The organism is Streptomyces sp. NPDC033136 (assembly GCF_055578235.1).
This window is the reverse complement of record NZ_JBVIPD010000006.1, coordinates 308,744-327,080: the sequence shown is the minus strand read 5'-3', so window position 1 is coordinate 327,080 and position 18,337 is coordinate 308,744. Positions and strand designations below refer to the sequence as shown.

At 70.2% G+C, this 18,337-nt stretch carries 16 protein-coding genes; 6 read left to right on the top strand and 10 right to left on the bottom strand.

Features of this window, described 5'->3' with window-relative positions:
• Positions 1-7: 7 nt before the first annotated feature.
• From ACZ5TL_RS14400 to ACZ5TL_RS14385, 4 genes are all read right to left on the bottom strand, one after another.
• The gene (locus ACZ5TL_RS14400; protein WP_468590042.1) at positions 8-439 is read right to left on the bottom strand and encodes a DUF948 domain-containing protein; all 432 of its coding nucleotides are present in this window, start codon (positions 437-439) and stop codon (positions 8-10) included.
• A 195-nt stretch (positions 440-634) separates the two neighbouring features.
• Positions 635-1,249 carry a 30S ribosomal protein S4 gene (gene rpsD / locus ACZ5TL_RS14395; protein WP_003988971.1) on the bottom strand — a complete coding sequence of 205 codons (615 nt, stop codon included), beginning with the start codon at positions 1,247-1,249 and terminating at the stop codon, positions 635-637.
• A gap of 314 nt (positions 1,250-1,563) precedes the next feature.
• Positions 1,564-2,916, bottom strand: coding sequence for a replication-associated recombination protein A (locus ACZ5TL_RS14390; RefSeq protein WP_468589904.1), 1,353 nt, complete (start codon positions 2,914-2,916; stop codon positions 1,564-1,566).
• Positions 2,917-2,985: 69 nt separating this feature from the next.
• On the bottom strand, positions 2,986-3,642 hold the full coding sequence (locus ACZ5TL_RS14385) for a vitamin K epoxide reductase family protein (protein ID WP_468589903.1): 657 nt from the start codon (positions 3,640-3,642) through the stop codon (positions 2,986-2,988).
• Between the two features lie 142 nt (positions 3,643-3,784).
• On the opposite strand from ACZ5TL_RS14385, the gene ACZ5TL_RS14380 reads away from it, so the two are divergent.
• The 4 genes from ACZ5TL_RS14380 to ACZ5TL_RS14365 are packed head-to-tail and all read left to right on the top strand — an operon-like array spanning position 3,785 to position 7,309.
• A complete protein-coding gene (locus ACZ5TL_RS14380) occupies positions 3,785-4,651 on the top strand; it encodes an ABC transporter ATP-binding protein (protein WP_468589902.1) in 867 nt (288 codons plus the stop codon).
• Positions 4,648-5,493, top strand: coding sequence for an ABC transporter permease (locus ACZ5TL_RS14375; protein WP_468589901.1), 846 nt, complete (start codon positions 4,648-4,650; stop codon positions 5,491-5,493). Before ACZ5TL_RS14380 ends, ACZ5TL_RS14375 begins: the two co-directional genes overlap by 4 nt.
• A complete protein-coding gene (locus ACZ5TL_RS14370; RefSeq protein WP_468589900.1) occupies positions 5,490-6,686 on the top strand; it encodes a sensor histidine kinase in 1,197 nt (398 codons plus the stop codon). Before ACZ5TL_RS14375 ends, ACZ5TL_RS14370 begins: the two co-directional genes overlap by 4 nt.
• Positions 6,683-7,309 carry a response regulator gene (locus ACZ5TL_RS14365; protein ID WP_468589899.1) on the top strand — a complete coding sequence of 209 codons (627 nt, stop codon included), beginning with the start codon at positions 6,683-6,685 and terminating at the stop codon, positions 7,307-7,309. The genes ACZ5TL_RS14370 and ACZ5TL_RS14365 overlap by 4 nt, the downstream gene beginning before the upstream one ends.
• A 280-nt stretch (positions 7,310-7,589) precedes the next feature.
• Here the strand turns inward: ACZ5TL_RS14365 and hisS are convergent, their stop codons facing one another.
• Together hisS and ACZ5TL_RS14355 are read right to left on the bottom strand one after the other, a co-directional pair.
• Positions 7,590-8,852 (bottom strand): histidine--tRNA ligase, encoded by a 1,263-nt coding sequence (gene hisS, locus ACZ5TL_RS14360; protein ID WP_468589898.1) that lies wholly within the window; start codon positions 8,850-8,852, stop codon positions 7,590-7,592.
• 11 nt (positions 8,853-8,863) lie between these two features.
• Positions 8,864-9,571 carry an MBL fold metallo-hydrolase gene (locus ACZ5TL_RS14355; RefSeq protein WP_468589896.1) on the bottom strand — a complete coding sequence of 236 codons (708 nt, stop codon included), beginning with the start codon at positions 9,569-9,571 and terminating at the stop codon, positions 8,864-8,866.
• A gap of 167 nt (positions 9,572-9,738) precedes the next feature.
• Here ACZ5TL_RS14355 and ACZ5TL_RS14350 point away from each other — a divergent pair, with 167 nt between their 5' ends.
• Positions 9,739-10,584 carry a peptidylprolyl isomerase gene (locus ACZ5TL_RS14350; RefSeq protein ID WP_468589894.1) on the top strand — a complete coding sequence of 282 codons (846 nt, stop codon included), beginning with the start codon at positions 9,739-9,741 and terminating at the stop codon, positions 10,582-10,584.
• Between the two features lie 136 nt (positions 10,585-10,720).
• Positions 10,721-11,950 carry a DUF349 domain-containing protein gene (locus ACZ5TL_RS14345; protein WP_468589892.1) on the top strand — a complete coding sequence of 410 codons (1,230 nt, stop codon included), beginning with the start codon at positions 10,721-10,723 and terminating at the stop codon, positions 11,948-11,950.
• A gap of 67 nt (positions 11,951-12,017) precedes the next feature.
• Here the strand turns inward: ACZ5TL_RS14345 and relA are convergent, their stop codons facing one another.
• From relA to secD, 4 genes are all read right to left on the bottom strand, one after another.
• A complete protein-coding gene (gene relA, locus ACZ5TL_RS14340) occupies positions 12,018-14,534 on the bottom strand; it encodes a GTP pyrophosphokinase (protein ID WP_468589891.1) in 2,517 nt (838 codons plus the stop codon).
• Positions 14,535-14,726: 192 nt separating this feature from the next.
• Entirely contained in the window at positions 14,727-15,266 is a 540-nt protein-coding gene (locus tag ACZ5TL_RS14335) for an adenine phosphoribosyltransferase (protein WP_468589890.1), read from the bottom strand.
• Positions 15,263-16,378: a protein translocase subunit SecF gene (secF, locus tag ACZ5TL_RS14330; RefSeq protein ID WP_468589889.1), complete on the bottom strand. Its 1,116-nt coding sequence runs from the start codon at positions 16,376-16,378 to the stop codon at positions 15,263-15,265. Before secF ends, ACZ5TL_RS14335 begins: the two co-directional genes overlap by 4 nt.
• A 1-nt stretch (position 16,379) precedes the next feature.
• A complete protein-coding gene (gene secD, locus ACZ5TL_RS14325; protein WP_468589887.1) occupies positions 16,380-18,143 on the bottom strand; it encodes a protein translocase subunit SecD in 1,764 nt (587 codons plus the stop codon).
• Between the last annotated feature and the right edge of the window lie 194 nt (positions 18,144-18,337).

Genomic DNA, 18,337 nt, shown 5'->3' with positions numbered 1-18,337 from the left:
CTGGCTCTCAGTCCCTCTTCCCTCGGGCGCTGCGCCGAGAGACCGTGCGGCCCACGAGCACGGTACGCCTGGACGCCTTGGCGGGCACGTCCTCCTTGCGGCCGCCGAGGGCCCGGCGCACGCCGTAGCCGAAGGCCGCGACCTTGACCAGGGGGCCGCCGAAGGTGGAGGCGACGGTGGTCGACAGCGCCGAGGCGTTCGACGTGACCTCCTGGACGTCGGAGGCGATCGAGTCGACCCGGTCGAGCTGTGTCTGCGCGGAGCGCACCGCCGTGGAGGCGTCGGCCAGCAGCGGGACGGCCTGGTCGGTCACGTCCGCCACGAGCTTGGTGGTCGCCCTGAGCGTCTGGGCCAGCCTCGCCAGCGCGACGGCGAGGAAGGAGACCAGAATCGCCCAGAAGACGGCCACCAGGATTCCGGCAACCTCTCCACCGGACACTGTCTGCACCCGCTCCCTGAAACGTGCCTGAACATCGAGAACATCGAAAAAGTCGTGCGACGAGCCTATCGCGCCGGGGATGGCGCTCCGTACCGGATTACCCGCCGCGCGCAGGGCAATCGCGAAAGCCCGCCGCCTCGCCGCCCGGAGGGGGCGGTGAGACGGCGGGCTGAAGTACCGCGTGCCTGCCGAGGATCAGCGGGCGTAGTACTCGACGACGAGCTGCTCGTCGCAGATCACCGGGATCTCCTTGCGGTTCGGCTCGCGGTCCAGGCGGAACGCCAGGGCCTTGAGGTTCACCTGGAGGTAGCGCGGGGTCTCACCGTCGGGGGCGAAGCCACCCTCACGGGCGATCGTGAAGAGCGTCTTCTCCTTGGAGCGGTCGCGGACCTGCACGACGTCGTCCGGGCGGACACGGAAGGAGGGCTTGTCGACCTTCTTGCCGTTCACCGCGATGTGGCCGTGGACGACCATCTGGCGGGCCTGGTAGATGGTGCGGGCGATGCCCGAACGCAGGACCAGGGCGTCGAGACGGCGCTCCAGCTCGATGATCAGGGCCTCACCGGTCTTGCCCTGGACCTTGGAGGCACGCTCGTAGGCGCGGACGAGCTGGCGCTCGGACACGTCGTACTGCGCGCGCAGGCGCTGCTTCTCCAGCAGACGGACCTTGTAGTCCGAGTTCTGCTTGCGGCCACGGCCGTGCTCACCCGGCGGGTAGGGGCGGGCCTCGAAGTACTTGACGGCCTTCGGGGTCAGCGCGATGCCGAGGGCACGCGACTTCTTGACCTTGGGGCGGGACTGGTTCGCCACTGTCTTTTCTCTTTCCTGGTTTCCGGCTTGTCAGGGTTGAGGGAGGTCGCATCCGCAGCCGGGGAAACCCTCCTCGGTCCTGACGGACCTCGGTGGGCAGCCGCTCCCCTGGTCTGGGCACATACGTGCAGCACGCGAGTGGCCCACCGACCGGTCCCGTCCTGCGACGAGTGGTGGTGGGCTGCCCGCGACACCGTTCGACGGTGCGCGACGCTCCTGGAGCCGGTCCGGGGGCTGTGCCCCCGGCTGACTCCGGCTGACTGTCCCGTTCTGACTGCACGGGACGCAGCACTCCGGACGAGTTTACAGGGTGCTCAGGACCGCTTTCGACCGAGGTTCTTCCTGGTCCACTCGACCGCGTCCGCGTAGCGGGCCTCGCCGCCGTGCCGGGTCGGCTCGTAGTACTCGCGGTTCCTGAGGGCGTCCGGGGCGTACTGCTGGGCGGCGATGCCCTCGGGCAGGTCGTGCGGATAGACGTATCCCTGGCCGTGGCCGAGCTTGGTCGCGCCCTTGTAGTGGCTGTCGCGCAGGTGCGCGGGGACGGGGCCGGCCAGGCCTTTGCGTACGTCGTCCAGGGCGGCGCCGATCGCGGTGGTCGCGGCGTTGGACTTGGGTGCCAGGGCGAGGGCGATGGTGGCGTGGCTGAGGGTGAGGGCGGCCTCGGGGAAGCCGATCATGGCGACGGCCTGTGCGGCGGCGACCGCGATCGGCAGGGCGTTGGGATCGGCGAGGCCGATGTCCTCGCTGGCCGAGATCATCAGGCGGCGGGCGATGAAGCGGGGGTCCTCGCCGGCCTCGATCATGCGGGCCAGGTAGTGCAGGGCGGCGTCGACGTCGGAGCCCCGGATGGACTTGATCAGGGCGCTGGCGACGTCGTAGTGCTGGTCGCCGTCGCGGTCGTACTTCACCGCGGCCCGGTCGACCGTCTCCTCCAGGGTGGTCAGGCCGATCTCCGCCTCGCCCTTGTCGAGGGCGGCTCCGGCGGCCGCCTCCAGGGCGGTCAGGGCACGGCGGGCGTCGCCGCCGGCGATGCGCAGGAGGTGGCTCTCGGTCTCCTCCGGGAGGGTGACGGCGTCCTTGAGGCCGCGCTCGTCGGTGAGGGCGCGGCGGACAAGGCCCCTGATGTCGTCGTCCGTGAGCGGTTCGAGGGTGAGCAGCAGGGAGCGGGACAGCAGGGGCGAGATCACCGAGAAGTACGGGTTCTCCGTCGTCGCCGCGATGAGCGTCACCCAGCGGTTCTCGACGGCGGGGAGCAGGGAGTCCTGCTGGGCCTTGCTGAAGCGGTGGATCTCGTCGAGGAAGAGGACGGTGTCCTTGCCGAATCCGCCGGAGGCGCGGCGGGCGCCGTCGATGACCGCGCGGACCTCCTTGACACCCGCGGTGATCGCCGACAGTTCGACGAAGCGGGCGTCCGTGGCCCTGGAGACGACGTACGCCAGGGTGGTCTTGCCGGTGCCGGGCGGGCCCCACAGGAGCACGGAGGAGGGGCCGGCCGGGCCGGAGGCCTCCCCGACCAGTCTGCGCAGCGGTGAGCCCGGCTTCAGCAGGTGCTGCTGGCCCACGACCTCGTCGAGGGTGCGCGGGCGCATCCGCACCGCCAGGGGGCTGCTGGACGGCTCCTTCTCCTGGCGTTCTTCGGCTGCGGCGGTGAACAGGTCGGGCTCCACGTCGGCAACCCTAAATCACCGCACTGACAATCCGCCGGGCCGCCCGAACCGGGCCCCTGGCGCCCGGGGTCAGCTGAGCCAGAAGTCCCACCAGCGGGTCAGGATCAGCATGCCGATGATGCCGATGTGCAGCACCGGCATGACCCAGGTGAACTCGGCGAAGAAGCCCTTGAGCCAGCTCGGGGCGGGCAGGAAGCCCTTGCGGATGTTGAACGACGTCACGTACCAGAACATGACGATCGTGGCGACCCAGGCCAGGGAGCACCACAGGCACAGCGCGTTGATCCGGTACAGGGACTGGAACATCAGCCAGGCGCAGAAGCCGACGCCGAACAGGCAGCCGGCGTTGAAGGTGAGCCAGTACCAGCGCGGGAAGCGGGCGCGGGCGAGCAGGCTCACGCCGACGCCGATGACGATGCCGTAGCAGACGAGGCCGAGCATCGGGTTGGGGAAGCCGAAGACGGCGGCCTGCTTGCTCTCCATGACGCTGCCGCAGGACACGACGGGATTGAAGCTGCAGCCGGGCGTGAACGTCTCGCCCTCGGCCTTGGCTTCGAGGATCTTGAACTTGTCGATCGTGATGACCCACGCGGCGAGCAGTCCGGCCGCGCCGGTGATCACCAGCAGCAGGGCGAGGGCCCGGCTGCCGCCCTCCGCGCGGGGCGCGATCTCGGCGCGCTCCGGCTCGGGCTCCGTGGAGACGTCCTTGACTGTCGTCTTGCTCATCACGCCGATTCCGTCACTTGAGGCCTGGACAACTTCGGGCAGGGTCATTGTGCCGCACAGGTACGTCCGTCCACCGTTCGATGGACATAAGGATGTCCGCGCGGTCGTCCCCGAAGGGTGTGTTCCGGCCGACGCTCGTCGCATGACAGCACAGAGGTACGAGCTCGCCGTGGACGTTCGGGGGCTGCGCAAGCGCTACGGCGGGGTGACCGCCGTCGACGGCATGGATCTCGGCATCCGGCGGGGCGAGGTGTTCGGCCTGCTCGGGCCCAATGGCGCGGGCAAGAGCACCACGGTGGAGATCCTCCAGGGCAACCGGGACCGGGACGCGGGCGAGGTGTCCGTGCTGGGGGCGGACCCGGCGACCGGCACGCGCGCGTGGCGCTCGCGTGTCGGAATCGTCTGGCAGGACGAATCGGCGCCCGCGGAGTTGACGGTCCGGGAGACCGTACGGCACTTCGCCCGCTACTACCCGCGGCCCCGCGACCCGGAGGAGGTCATCGGCCTGGTCGGTCTCGAGGCGAAGGCGGACAGCCGGATCAAGGGGCTCTCGGGCGGCCAGCGCCGGCGCCTGGACGTGGCGCTCGGCGTGATCGGCGGTCCGGACCTGCTGCTCCTGGACGAGCCGACCACGGGGTTCGACCCGGCGGCCCGGCGTCAGTTCTGGTCGCTGATCCGCGCCCTGGCCGACGACGGCACGACCATCCTGCTGACCACCCACTACCTGGAGGAGGCGGAAGCCCTCGCCCACCGGCTGGCGATCGTCGCGCAGGGCCGGATCTTGGCCGAGGGCGAGCCCGCGGCGCTGCGGGAGCGCTACGGCACCGAGGCCACCGTCGCCTGGACCGAGCCGGACGGCACCCCGCGTGCGGAGCGCACCGAGACGCCGACCAGGACGGTGGCGGAGCTCATGCACCGCTTCGGCGGCGAGATCCCGGGGCTGACGGTGAGCCGCCCCACCCTGGAGGACGTCTACCTCCGGCTGACCAGACAGGAGGGCACGGCATGAGCACGACCGTCGTACGGGACCGCAGCGGCGTCGTCGTGGACCGGCTGCCCGGTGCCTGGGGGCTCGGGCTGCGGCGGGGTGCCCTGGAGATCCGGCAGTTCTTCCGGCAGCGCGACCAGGTGGTGTTCACCTTCGCCTTCCCGGTCGTCCTCCTCTTCCTGTTCGCGTCGATCTTCCGGGACGACGTGGAGGGCGCGGGCATCACGGCCTCGCAGCTGTACGTCCCGGCGATGATGGCCGCCGGCATCATGTCGACGAGTTTCCAGGCACTCGGCATCTCGATCGCGATCGAGCGGGAGGACAAGGTGCTGCGCCGGCTGCGCGGCACACCGATGCCGCAGGCGGCCTACTTCCTCGGCAAGATCTGGCTGGTTCTCTTCACCGGTCTGCTGGAGACGGCGATCCTGCTCCTCGTCGGCACGACCTTCTACGGTGTGGACCTGCCGTCGGACGCGGGCCGCTGGCTGCACCTGGCGTGGATCTTCGTGCTCGGCATCACGGCGTGCGCCCTGCTCGGCATCGCGATCAGTTCGGTCCCGAAGTCCGCGAACAGCGCGAGCTCCGTCGTCGTGCTGCCCTTCCTGGTGCTGCAGTTCATCTCCGGGGTGTACATCGCCATCGGCACGATCCCCGACTGGATGCTCACCGTCGGCGCACTGTTCCCGCTGAAGTGGATGTGCCAGGGGCTGCGCGGAGTGTTCCTGCCGGAGTCGGCGCAGGTGCTGGAGCAGGCCGGGAGCTGGGAGTTGGGACGGGTGGCCCTGGTGCTCGCGGCGTGGTGCGTCGGAGGATTGGCGCTGTGCCTGCTGACGTTCCGATGGAAGGACCGGCGCGAGGGATGAGCGATGCGGCCCATGCGGACAGCGCCTACACCTGGGAGCGCTCGTTCCGGCTGTGGGACACCTACTTCGCTCTCATCTGGCTGGCCACGGTGGCGTACGTGCTCGCCACCGAGCATCCCGGCTGGCCGGTCCGTGCGCTCGCGGCGGCCCTGCTCGTGCCGCTGGTCCCGCTGTACGTGCTGGCCGGGCGGCGGCTGATCCGGGGGGACCCGCCCGACCAGCGGCAGGCGATCGCGTACCTGACGGCGGCACTGACGCTGTTCCTGCCCTCGGCGGTACTCGCCGACGAGGCGCGGGTGCTGATCTTCGCGCTGATTTCCCAATGCTTCATGACACTGCGGTTGCGGTCGGCACTGGTGGCCGTGGCCGTGATGAACGTGGTGCCGGTGGCGGGCTGGGCGCTGCTGTGGCGGCCCAGCGCCCGGGACATGGTCTTCGACGGCCTCTTCTGCCTGGTCACGTGGGTGTTCTCGGTGGCGATCGGCGTCTGGATCATCCGGATCATCGAGCAGAGCCAGGAGCGGGCCGAGCTGATCGCCGAGCTGGACGCGCGCCGCCACGAGATCGGACGGCTGTCCGAGGCCCATGGGGCGCTGGCCGAGCGGGAGCGGCTGGCCCGGGAGATCCATGACACGCTCGCCCAGGGGTTCACCAGTGTGGTGATGCTGATCCAGGCGGTCGAGGCGGAACTGGATCACGACGTCTCCGAGGCGCGGCGCCATCTGCGGCTGATGGATGACACGGCCCGGCAGAACCTCGCCGAGGCCCGGGCCCTGGTCGCCGGGGGCGCGCCGGCCGACCTGGCCGGGGCGTCCCTGCCGGACGCGCTGCGGCGGCTCGCAACACGTCATGACGCGGAGCTGGAGGTGGCGGGCCCGGTGCGGATCCTGCCCGCCGGGCCGGAGGTGGTCGCGCTGCGCGCGTGCCAGGAGGCGCTGGCGAACGTTCGCAAGCACGCGGGGAGTTCGGTGCCGGTATGCGTGTCGCTGAGGTACGCCGACGATGCGCTGACGGTGTCCGTGCGGGACGGCGGCTGCGGCTTCGACCCGGGCGCCGTGCGCGGCGGGTACGGTCTGGCGGGGCTGCGGGCCCGGGCCGAGGAGGTGGGCGGAACGGCCGAGGTGACCAGCGCCCCGGGTGACGGCACGGTCGTGACCGTCCGGCTGCCGCTGGTGAGGAGGGAGACGCCGTGATCCGGATCATCCTGGCCGACGACCATCCCGTCGTACGGGAGGGGCTGCGGGCGATGCTCAGTGCCGAGCCCGACCTGGAGGTCGTCGCCGACGCGTCCAGCGGGCCGCAGGCGGAGGCGCTGGCGGCTCAGTTGCGGCCCGACATCGTGCTGATGGACCTGCGGATGCCGGGCGGCGGCGGTGTGGACTCCATCGAGCGGATGACGCGGGCCGGGCTGCCCTGCCGGGTGGTCGTGCTGACGACGTACGAGACGGACCGGGACATCCTGCGGGCGGTGGAGGCCGGGGCAGCGGGTTATCTGCTGAAGGACCTGCCCCGCGCGGAGCTGGCCGAGGCCGTGCGGGCCGCGGCGCGCGGTGAGACGGTGCTGGCTCCGTCTGTGGCGGCCCGGCTGGTCGACCAGTTGCGCGCCAAGCCGGAGCGGCCACGGCTGTCGGAACGCGAGACCGCCGTGCTGCGGCTGGTCGCCGAGGGCTGCACGAACGCGGACATCGGACGCCGGCTGTTCATCGGGGAATCGACGGTGAAGACGTATCTGCTGCGCGTCTTCGGCAAGTTGGGAGTGGACGACCGGACGGCGGCCGTCACGAGCGCGCTGCGGCACGGGCTGCTGGAACCGTGACGAGGGCGCCGGGCACCTCGGTGGGTGCCCGGCGCCCTCGCCGGCATGCCGCTAGGACCTGTTGCGGGAGTGGCGTCTGCCGCGCGACGCCCGGCATGCTCCCCCAAAGTCTTCGAGCAGGGGCCCCACTCGCCGCACCGCCCGAAAGCCCGAGTACGCCCAGTACGAGGGCTTCCGGGCGGCACTCCCCCAAGCTCTTCGAGCAGGGGGTACCCCCAGAGCACGCACCGGACGCCGCGCGGCCGCCCTTGGGGCGACGACGCCACTTTCTCAACAGGCCCTAGCCGAGCCGGGCTTCCAGTTCCGCCACGATCTCGTGCACGCCCACCGCCGACTGTTCGCCCGACTCCATGTCCTTGAGCTGGACGACGCCCTCGGCGAGGTCGCGCTCGCCGGCGACGATCGTGTAGCGGGCGCCGCTGCGGTTGGCGTTCTTCATCGCGCCCTTGAGGCCCTTGCCGCCGTAGGAGAAGTCGGCCGCGATGCCGTTCTTGCGCAGCTCCGTGACCTTGCCGAACAGGAAGCGGCGGGCCTCCTCGCCGAGCGGGACGGCGAACACGCTGGTGGTGGCGGGGAGTTCGAGTGCGACACCCTCCGCCTCCAGGGCCAGGACCGTGCGGTCGACGCCGAGGGCCCAGCCGACGGACGGCAGCGCGGGGCCGCCGATCATCTCGGACAGGCCGTCGTAGCGTCCGCCGCCGCCCACCGCGGACTGCGAGCCCAGGCCGTCGTGGACGAACTCGAAGGTCGTACGCGTGTAGTAGTCCAGGCCGCGCACCAGCTTCGGGTCGTCCTCGAAGGTGACGCCCGCCGCTGTGATCAGCTCGCGGACCTCCTCGTGGTACGCCTTGCACGCGTCGCACAGGTAGTCGCGCAGCAGCGGGGCGCCCCCCAGCTGCTTCTGGACCGACTCACGCTTGTCGTCCAGGACACGCAGCGGGTTGATCTCCGCGCGGCGCAGGGTGTCCTCGTCCAGTTCCAGGCCGCGCAGGAAGTCCTGCAGCGCCGTGCGGTACACCGGGCGGCACTCCTTGTCGCCCAGGCTGTTGAGCAGGATCCGGAAGTCACTCAGGCCCAGCGAGCGGTACGCCTGGTCGGCCAGAATGATCAGTTCGGCGTCCAGGGCCGGGTCCTCGGCGCCGATCGCCTCGGCGCCGACCTGGGAGAAGTGGCGGTAGCGGCCCTTCTGGGGGCGCTCGTAGCGGTAGTACGAGCCGGAGTACCAGAGCTTGACCGGGAGGTTGCCCGCCTTGTGCAGGTTGGCCTCCAGCGCGGCGCGCAGGACCGAGGCCGTGCCCTCGGGGCGCAGGGCGAGCCGGTCGCCGCCCTTGGTCTCGAAGGCGTACATCTCCTTGGTCACGATGTCGGTGGACTCACCGACTCCGCGCGCGAAGAGTTCGACGCTCTCGAAGCCCGGCGTCTCGATGTAGCCGTAACCGGAGTTGCGCAGCGGCGCGGCGATCGCCTCGCGGACCGCGAGGTACTTCGAGGAGTCCGGCGGGATCAGGTCGTACGTGCCCTTGGGGGCCTTGAAGGTGCTCACGGAAGGTCTCGTCACATTCCTCGTCGGGGAGTCTCGAAGGCTCCCTGGCCGGCCGCCACCTGCCGCAGGTACGGGTTGGTGGCGCGCTCCTGGCCGATCGTGGTCTGGGGGCCGTGGCCGGACAGCACCACGGTCGAGTCGTCGAGCGGCAGGCACACGCGGGCCAGCGAGTCGAGCATCTCGGCCATGTCACCGCCGGGCAGGTCGGTGCGTCCGATGGAGCCGGCGAACAGCAGGTCGCCCGAGAACAGGATCGGCGGGATGTCCGCCGCCTCGGGCATGCCGAAGGTCACCGACCCCTTGGTATGTCCGGGCGCGTGCGCGACGGACAGCTCCAGGCCCGCCAGCTCCAGCTTCGCACCGTCGGCCAGCTCCTTGACGTCGTCGGGCTCCCCCACGGTCAGCTCGCCCAGGAGCGGCATCCCGATGGACCGGCCGATTCCCTTCTCGGGGTCGCTCATCATGTACCGGTCGTCGGGGTGGATCCAGGCCGGCACGTCGTGCGCGCCGCACACCGGGACGACCGAGGCCACATGGTCGATGTGGCCGTGCGTGAGGACGACGGCGACGGGCTTGAGGCGATGCTTGCTGATCGCTTCCTCGACGCCGTCGGCGGCCTGGTGGCCGGGGTCGATGATCACGCACTCCTCACCGGCGGCGGGGGCGACGAGATAGCAATTCGTCCCCCAGGCCCCGGCGGGGAACCCGGCAATGAGCACGATCGTCCTTCGTTGTGTCGATACGGGCGGCTGCGGTCGCTCACAGAGCCTACCGGCGCTGCCGATTCCTCAGCGAACCCATATACGGTACGGGTCACACGCAGGCGGTCGGCGCACAGGACGCACGCGTACCGGTCGACGTATCAGACGCATGAGGAGAGAACCCGGTGGTCAGCCAGGAACAGCGGCGGCGTCAGCTCGCCCGGGAGAAGTTCTTGCGACAGCAGCAGCGACGCACTGACGCACGACGCAAGGCCCGCATCCGCAACTCCGTGATCGCCTCGGTGCTGGGCGTGGTCGTGGTGCTCTCCGTGACGGTCTTCCTGACCAAGCCGTTCGAGGACAACGGCAAGACGGAGAACGCGAACGCGGACGTCACCCCGAGCGCCACGCCCAGCAAGGCCCCGGATCCGTGCGAGAAGCCGGCCGCGGGCAAGGTCAAGTCGCAGACCTGGAAGAAGGAACCGGCGCTGACCATCGACAAGTCGGCGACCTACACGATGAAGCTGGACACGACCTGCGGCGAGATGGACATCGCGCTGAAGGCGTCGGCGGCCCCGCGCACCGTCAACTCGTTCAACTTCCTCGCCGGCAAGGGCTACTTCGACCACAGCAAGTGCCACCGGCTCACCGACCAGGGCATCTACGTCCTGCAGTGCGGTGACCCGCAGGGCACCGGCATGGGCGGTCCCGGCTACACCATCCCGGACGAGAACCTCAAGGACAAGAGCCTCAAGGGCGGGGTGTACCCGGCGGGGACGGTCGCGATGGCGAACCAGTACAACGCCCAGACGAAGGAGGGACGCGACAGCGGCGGCAGCCAGTTCTTCCTCGTCTACCAGGACAGTCAGCTGCCGCCCGACTACACACCGTTCGGAACGGTGTCCGAGGCGGGCATGAAGGTGCTGCAGAAAATCGCCAAGGCCGGGGCACAGGCTCCCGACCCTCAGACGGGCAACACGGCGCCCAACGCGACGGTCGTGATCAACAAGGCCACGGTCAGCGAATCCTGACCCTCAACTGCGAAATTTCGGTCGCGCGGGATGCGGACAGGCCCCCCGCCGGTCGCCTATGTTGGCCGTGACGAAACTGTGGACGATGCCCGGGGGAGCTTCAGGCCCCCCGCAGGCATCATGTGGAGGAGGCGCTGTGAGCAGCGACCCGTGGGGCCGCGTCGACGAGACGGGGACCGTGTACGTGCGTACGGCCGACGGCGAGCAGGTCGTCGGTTCCTGGCAGGCAGGCTCCCCTGAGGAGGCGCTGGCCTATTTCGAGCGCAAGTACGAGGGCCTGGTTGTCGAGATCGGCCTCCTCGAGAAGCGAGTGAAGACCACCGACCTGTCGGCGAAGGACGCGCAGGCCGCCATCGACCACATCCGCGAGCAGGTCGACGCGCATCACGCGGTGGGCGACCTGGACGCCCTGCGGGTCCGGCTGGACAAGCTCGTGGAGACCGTCGAGAAGCGCCGCGAGGAGCGCAAGCAGCAGCGCGCCAAGCAGTCCGACGAGGCGCGGCACGCCAAGGAGGCGCTGGTCGCCGAGGCGGAGGAGCTGGCACAGTCCGACCAGTGGCGGGCGGCCGGTGAGCGGCTGCGGGCCCTGGTGGACACCTGGAAGGGTCTGCCGCGGCTGGACCGCAAGTCCGACGACGAGCTGTGGCACCGGTTCTCGCACGCGCGGTCGGCGTTCTCCAAGCGGCGCAAGCAGCACTTCGCGCAGCTGGACGCGCAGCGCGAGGAGGCGCGCAAGACCAAGGAGCGGCTGGTCTCCGAGGCCGAGGCGCTCTCGAACTCGACGGACTGGGGTGCGACGGCCGCGCGCTACCGCGAGCTGATGTCCGAGTGGAAGGCCGCGGGCCGCGCCCAGCGTGAGCACGAGGACGACCTGTGGAACCGCTTCCGCGGCGCCCAGGACGTCTTCTTCGCGGCCCGCAGCTCGGTGTTCGCCGAGCGGGACGCGGAGCAGTCGGAGAACCTCAAGCTCAAGGAGGAGCTGGCCGAGGAGGCCGAGAAGCTGCTGCCGATCACGGACCTGAAGGCGGCCCGCGCCGCGTTCCGGAACGTGAACGAGCGCTGGGAGGCCATCGGCCATGTGCCGCGCGACGCCCGGCCGAAGGTCGAGGGCCGGATGCACGCGGTCGAGAAGGCTCTCCAGGAGGCCGAGGAGACCGAGTGGCGCCGGACGAACCCGGAGGCACGCGCGCGTGCCGAGGGTCTGACCGGCCAGCTCCAGGCCGCGGTGGACAAGCTGCGGGGCCAGATCGAGCAGGCCCGGGCGCAGGGCAACAACGCCAGGGCCGACAAGCTCGAGCGTGAGCTCGAGGGCCGTCAGGCGCTGCTGGACCAGGCGCTGAAGGGCCTGCAGGAGTTCGGGGGCTGACCAGCCGGCCGAGAGGGGCTCCCGTACACGTCGTACGGGAGCCCTTTCGTGTGGTCGCTACGAGCGGTTACGACCTGCTGCGCGCCGAGGTCACGCGGTACACGTCGTAGACGCCCTCCACGCCCCGGACCGCCTTCAGCACATGGCCGAGGTGTTTCGGGTCGCCCATCTCGAAGGTGAAGCGGGAGATGGCGACGCGGTCGCGGGAGGTCTGGACGGCCGCGGACAGGATGTTGACGTGCTGGTCGGACAGGACGCGGGTGACGTCCGAGAGGAGCCGGGAGCGGTCCAGTGCCTCGACCTGGATGGCGACCAGGAAGACCGAGGACTGGGTGGGCGCCCACTCGACCTCGAGGATGCGCTCGGGCTCGCGGGACAGTGACTCCACGTTCACGCAGTCATGGCGGTGAACCGATACACCACTACCACGGGTGACGAAGCCGATGATGGGGTCGCCCGGGACGGGTGTACAGCAGCGGGCCAGTTTGACCCACACGTCCTCGACGCCCTTGACGACGACGCCCGGGTCGGCGCTGGAGCGGCGCTTGCGGCTGCGGCCGCGGGCCGGCGGGACCGACTCGTCGATCTCCTCGGTGGCGGCCTCCTCGCCCCCGAGGGCCTGGACCAGCTTCTGCACGATGTTCTGCGCGGAGACATGGCCCTCGCCGATCGCCGCGTACAGCGCGGAGATGTCCGCGTAGCGCATCTCGTGCGCGAGCGTGACCAGCGAGTCGCCGGTCAGGATGCGCTGGATCGGCAGGTTCTGCTTGCGCATCGCGCGGACGATGGCGTCCTTGCCCTGCTCGATCGCCTCGTCGCGGCGTTCCTTGGAGAACCAGGCCCGGATCTTGTTGCGGGCTCGCGGTGACTTGACGAAGCCGAGCCAGTCGCGGGAGGGGCCGGCGCCGGGTGCCTTGGAGGTGAAGACCTCGACCAGGTCGCCGTTGTCGAGGGTGGACTCCAGCGGGACCAGCCGGCCGTTGACCCGGGCGCCTATGGTGCGGTGGCCGACCTCGGTGTGGACCGCGTAGGCGAAGTCCACGGGAGTGGCACCGGCGGGGAGCGCTATGACGTCGCCCTTGGGGGTGAAGACGAAGACCTCGTTGCGGGAGAGGTCGAAGCGCAGCGACTCCAGGAACTCTCCGGGGTCCTCGGTCTCCTTCTGCCAGTCCAGGAGCTGGCGCAGCCAGGCCATGTCGTTGAGGTGGTCGTCCTTGCTCTTACCGGACGACTTGGGGACGTCGCTGCGCACCTTCGAGGCGCCGGCGACGGCCTCCTGCTTGTACTTCCAGTGCGCGGCGATGCCGTACTCGGCGCGGCGGTGCATGTCGAACGTCCGGATCTGCAGCTCGACCGGTTTGCCGCCGGGGCCGATGACCGTCGTGTGCAGCGACTGGTACATGTTGAACTTGGGCATCGCGATGTAGTCCTTGAACCGGCCGGGGACCGGGTTCCATCGCGCGTGCACCGTGCCGAGGGCCGCGTAGCAGTCGCGGACGGTGTCCACGAGGACGCGGATGCCCACCAGGTCGTAGATCTCCGCGAAGTCACGGCCGCGGACGATCATCTTCTGGTAGACGCTGTAGTAGTGCTTGGGGCGGCCGGTGACGGTGGCCTTGATGCGGGCCGCCCGCAGGTCCTGCTGGACCTCGTCGGTGACGATGGCCAGGTACTCGTCACGCTTCGGCGCCCGCTCGGCCACCAGCCGGACGATCTCGTCGTACATCTTGGGGTAGAGGATCGCGAAGGCGAGGTCCTCCAGTTCCCACTTGATGGTGTTCATGCCGAGGCGGTGGGCGAGCGGCGCGTAGATCTCCAGCGTCTCGCGCGCCTTCTTCTCCTGCTTCTCGCGCTTGAGGTAGCGCATGGTGCGCATGTTGTGCAGGCGGTCGGCGAGCTTGATGACCAGGACCCGGGGGTCCTTGGCCATGGCGACGACCATCTTGCGCACGGTCTCGGCCTGCGCGGCCTCGCCGAACTTGACCTTGTCGAGCTTGGTGACGCCGTCGACGAGCAGGGTGACGATGTCGCCGAAGTCGCGGCGCAGGTCGTCCAGGCCGTACTCGGTGTCCTCGACCGTGTCGTGCAGCAGGCCCGCCATCAGCGTGGCCGGGTCCATGCCCAGCTCCGCGAGGATCGTGGTGACGGCGAGCGGGTGCGTGATGTACGGGTCGCCGCTCTTGCGCTTCTGGCCGCGGTGCCAGCGCTCGGCGACCTGGTAGGCGCGCTCGATCTGGCGGAGCGTCGACGTCTCGATCTTCGGGTCGTTGCTGCGCACTATCCGCAGCAGCGGCTCCAGCACCGGGTTGTACGGGTTCGCGCGCTGCACACCGAGCCGGGCCAGGCGGGCGCGGACGCGGTTGGAGGAGCCGGTCCGGGCCGGCTGACCGGGGGCCTGGCGCACCGGTGGGGCGGGCTTGGGGCGCGCCTGCTCGGCGGGCTTGTCGACCGGCGCCGACTGGGCGTGTTCGACCGGCCCGCGGGTGTCGTTCTTCGCGTGGGGCGCGTTCGGCGCGGGCTTGGCCGCGGCTGCCGAGGCGGACTCGGGCTTGGCGGCGGTCAGGTGCTGGGCCTCGTCTGGCAAGAGGGCTCCTCGTGCGCGATCCGGGTCCCCGGTCAGGCTCCGGAGCACCCATGGTAGCGATCCTGGGCCTCAGGATCGCCTTCAGGCCAATGTGAGAGCCGTCAACCCGGGAAACGCGAGAGGCGGGCTCCGGATTCCTCCGGGCCCGCCTCCGCGGAGTCGTGCCGGTGCCCACCGGGCTGCTCGGGGCCGCTAGACCGTGAGCAGCGCCTCCAGCGGAGCACCGTGGAGAGCCGGTTCCAGGCGGCCGCGGCCGCCGAGGAAGCCGAGCTCCATGAGGACGGCGAGGCCCGCGACCTCGGCTCCGGCCCGGCGGATGAGCTGGACCGAGGCCTCGGCGGTGCCGCCGGTGGCGAGGACGTCGTCGACGATCAGCACGCGGTCCCCGGCGGTGAGGTCCTCGGCGTGCACCTCGATCTCCGCCGAGCCGTACTCCAGGTCGTAGGCCTGGGCGAGGGTGGCTCCGGGGAGCTTGCCCGCTTTGCGTACGGGGATGAAGCCGAGACCGGCTCGGACGGCGACGGGGGCGCCGAGGATGAAGCCGCGGGCCTCCAGACCGACGACCTTGGTGGCGCCGGCGCGCTCGGCGATCTCGGCGAGGGCGTCGGTGAGCGCGGTGAACGCCGCCGGGTCCGCCAGGAGCGGGGTGATGTCCTTGAACATCACGCCCGGCTCCGGGTAGTCGGCCACGTCCCGGATGCGGCTGAGCAGCAGCTCCCTGATGTCGGTCACCGGCGCTTCCCCGAGGGTCGGCCACGGCCGCGGGGACGGGACGCGGGCTGGTTGCGCGGGCCGACGACCGCGGGGGCGGCGTCCTCGGGCTCGCCCGCGTACGACTCGTCGTCCTCGTGGACCTCGGTCTCGCCCTTGGCGGCCAGCTGGGACCGCTTGGCGAGGACACGCTTCCTCAGGGCCTTCAGCTGCGGCTCGCGCTCCTTGAAGTCGGCGACGAGCGGCGTGGCGATGAAGATCGAGGAGTACGCACCGGCGGCGAGGCCGACGAACAGCGACAGCGAGATGTCGTTCAGCATGCCGGCGCCGAGGACGCCGCCGCCGATGAACAGCAGGCCCGCGACCGGCAGCAGCGCGACCACCGTGGTGTTGACGGAGCGGACCAGGGTGCTGTTGATCGAGCGGTTGGCGACGTCGCTGTAGGTCCAGCGGGTCTGCTTGGTGATGTCCTTGGTCTGTTCCTTGAGGCTGTCGAACACCACGACCGTGTCGTAGAGCGAGTAGCCGAGGATGGTCAGCAGACCGATCACCGTGCCCGGTGTGACCTCGAAGCCCACCAGGGCGTAGATGCCGACCGTGATGGTGATGTCGTGGATCAGTGCGACGAACGCCGCCATCGCCATGCGCCACTCGAAGGCGATCGCGAGGTAGATCACCACCAGGACCATGAAGATGCCGAGGCCCTGCCAGGCCTTGTTCGCGATCTGCTCGCCCCAGCTGGGGCCGACCAGTTCGGCGTTGATCTGCTCCGAGTCGATCTTGAGGTCGTCGGCGAGCGTGCTCTTGATCTTGTTCGCCGCGCTGGTGTCGATGCCGGCGACCTGGATGCGCAGGCTGCCGTCGCCGAGCTTCTGGACGATCGCGTCGTGACCGGAGGCCTCTTCCGCGTACTCCTCCGCCTGGGACACCGAGACGCTGGTGTTCTTCGGGGTGTTGAAGACGGCGCCGCCCTGGAACTCGATGCCCATGTTCAGGCCGCGGACCGCCAGGCCGACGATGGCCATGATGGTGATCAGGATGGAGACGCCGTACCAGATCTTGCGGTTCTTGACGAAGTCGTAGCCGACCTCGCCACGGTGCAGTCGGGCGCCGAGGTTGCCGAGTTTCGACATCTCAGGCCTCCTTGGGGTCGACGGAGACGGCGGGGCGGCGGGTGCGGCGCAGCGGCGGCTGCGCACCCAGGCTCTTCGGGTCGAGGCCGGACCACTTGTGGCCGTTCGCGAAGAAGGGGCGGCGAGCCATCAGCGTGAGCAGCGGCTTGGTGAAGAGGAACACGACGACCACGTCGAGCAGGGTGGTCAGGCCGAGCGTGAACGCGAAGCCCTGGACCTTGCCGACGGTGACGACGAAGAGCACCGCGGCGGCGAGGAAGGACACGAAGTCGGAGACCAGGATGGTGCGCCGGGCGCGCGGCCAGGCCCGCTCGACGGCGGGGCGCAGCGAGCGGCCTTCCCGGATCTCGTCGCGGACGCGTTCGAAGTACACGATGAACGAGTCCGCCGTGATACCGATCGCGACGATGGCACCGCACACGGCCGGCAGGTTCAGCGCGAAGCCGATGGCCGGGCCGAGCAGGGACATGAGCGTGTAGGTGAGGGCGGCGGAGGCCAGCAGTGAGATGATCGCGATGAACGACAGGCCGCGGTAGTAGGCCAGCAGGTAGATGACGACGAGCGCGAGACCGATCGCGCCGGCGATCAGCCCGGCCTGCAGCTGGTCACCGCCCAGCGCGGCGGTCACGGTCGTCATGCTGTCCACCTTGAAGGTCAGCGGCAGCGCACCGTACGACAGCATGTTGGCGAGTTCCTGGGCGGACTGCTGGGTGAAGTTGCCGGAGATCTCCGCGTTGCCGCCGGTCAGGGCCTGCCGCACATACGGGTCGGAGACCACCTCACCGTCGAGGACGATCGCGAACTGGTTCTGCGGCGACTGGTTCTGCGCCAGCTTGCCGGTGATGTTCGCGAACTTCTTGGCGCCCCCGTCGGTGAAGTCCATCGTGACCGTCCAGCCCGCACCGGTCTGGGTGTTCAGGACGGCCTGGGCCTCGTCCACGTCCGTGCCGTCGACCTCGGCGGGGCCGAGGATGTACTTCTGCCACTGACCCTGCGAGTTCTGGCCGCAGGCGAGCGTCGACTCGGAGGCCTTGACGCCGTCGCCCACGGTGGAGCGGGTCGCCTCGTCGGTGCAGTCGAGCTTGGCGTACTGCTCCTGGAGCTTGCTCGGGTCGTCACCCGCGGCACCGCCGGTCGCGGAGGCGGAGGGGCTGGCCTTCGCCTCGCCCGAGGCGCTCGCGGACGGCGTCGCGTCGGCCTTCAGCGCGTCGGTGACCGCGCGGCCCTGCGTGGTGGGAGAGGCAGACGGGGAGGCGGAACCCTGGTCGGCGGCCTCGGGCTTGTCGGTGGCCTTGCCGGACGGCTGGTCCGAAGGGCTTCCCGTGGGGCTCGGCGAGGGGCTGGCCGCGCCGCCGCCGGAGACCTCGGTGACGAGGACCGGGCGGAAGTAGAGCTTGGCGGTGGTGCCGACCTGCTTGCGCGCCTGCTCGGAGTTCGTGCCCTTGGGGATGTTGACGATGATGTTGTCCCGGCCCTGTGTCTGGACCTCGGCCTCCTGGACGCCCAGACCGTTGACACGGCGCTCCATGATGGAGACGGCGGTGTCCATATTGGTCTTGTTGATCGCCGCCTCGTTGCCGGCCTCCGGGACCGCGCGGAGCGTGATGCTCGTACCGCCGGCCAGGTCGATGCCGAGACGCGGGGTGGTGTGCCCCGAGGCGAACATCCCACCGGTGAGCGCCGCGATGGCGATCAGGATCAGGGCCAGCGAGCGCCCCGGCTTGCTCTGGGCGCTCGCGCTCCGGCCCTTTTTAGGTGTGGCCACCTTCTCGTACTCCCTCTCGGGCCGCCTCGCTCCGGATCGGCGGACGGGCGGCCATGACATGGTGTCGGGACTCCGTGCCAGCCGGTCGCGTGCCGGGGGGGGGGGGGGGGGGGGGGGGGGGGGGGGGGGGGGGAAACAAACCCCCCCCCCCGCAACAACCCACTGAACCCCAACCCAACCCAACCCCAACACAC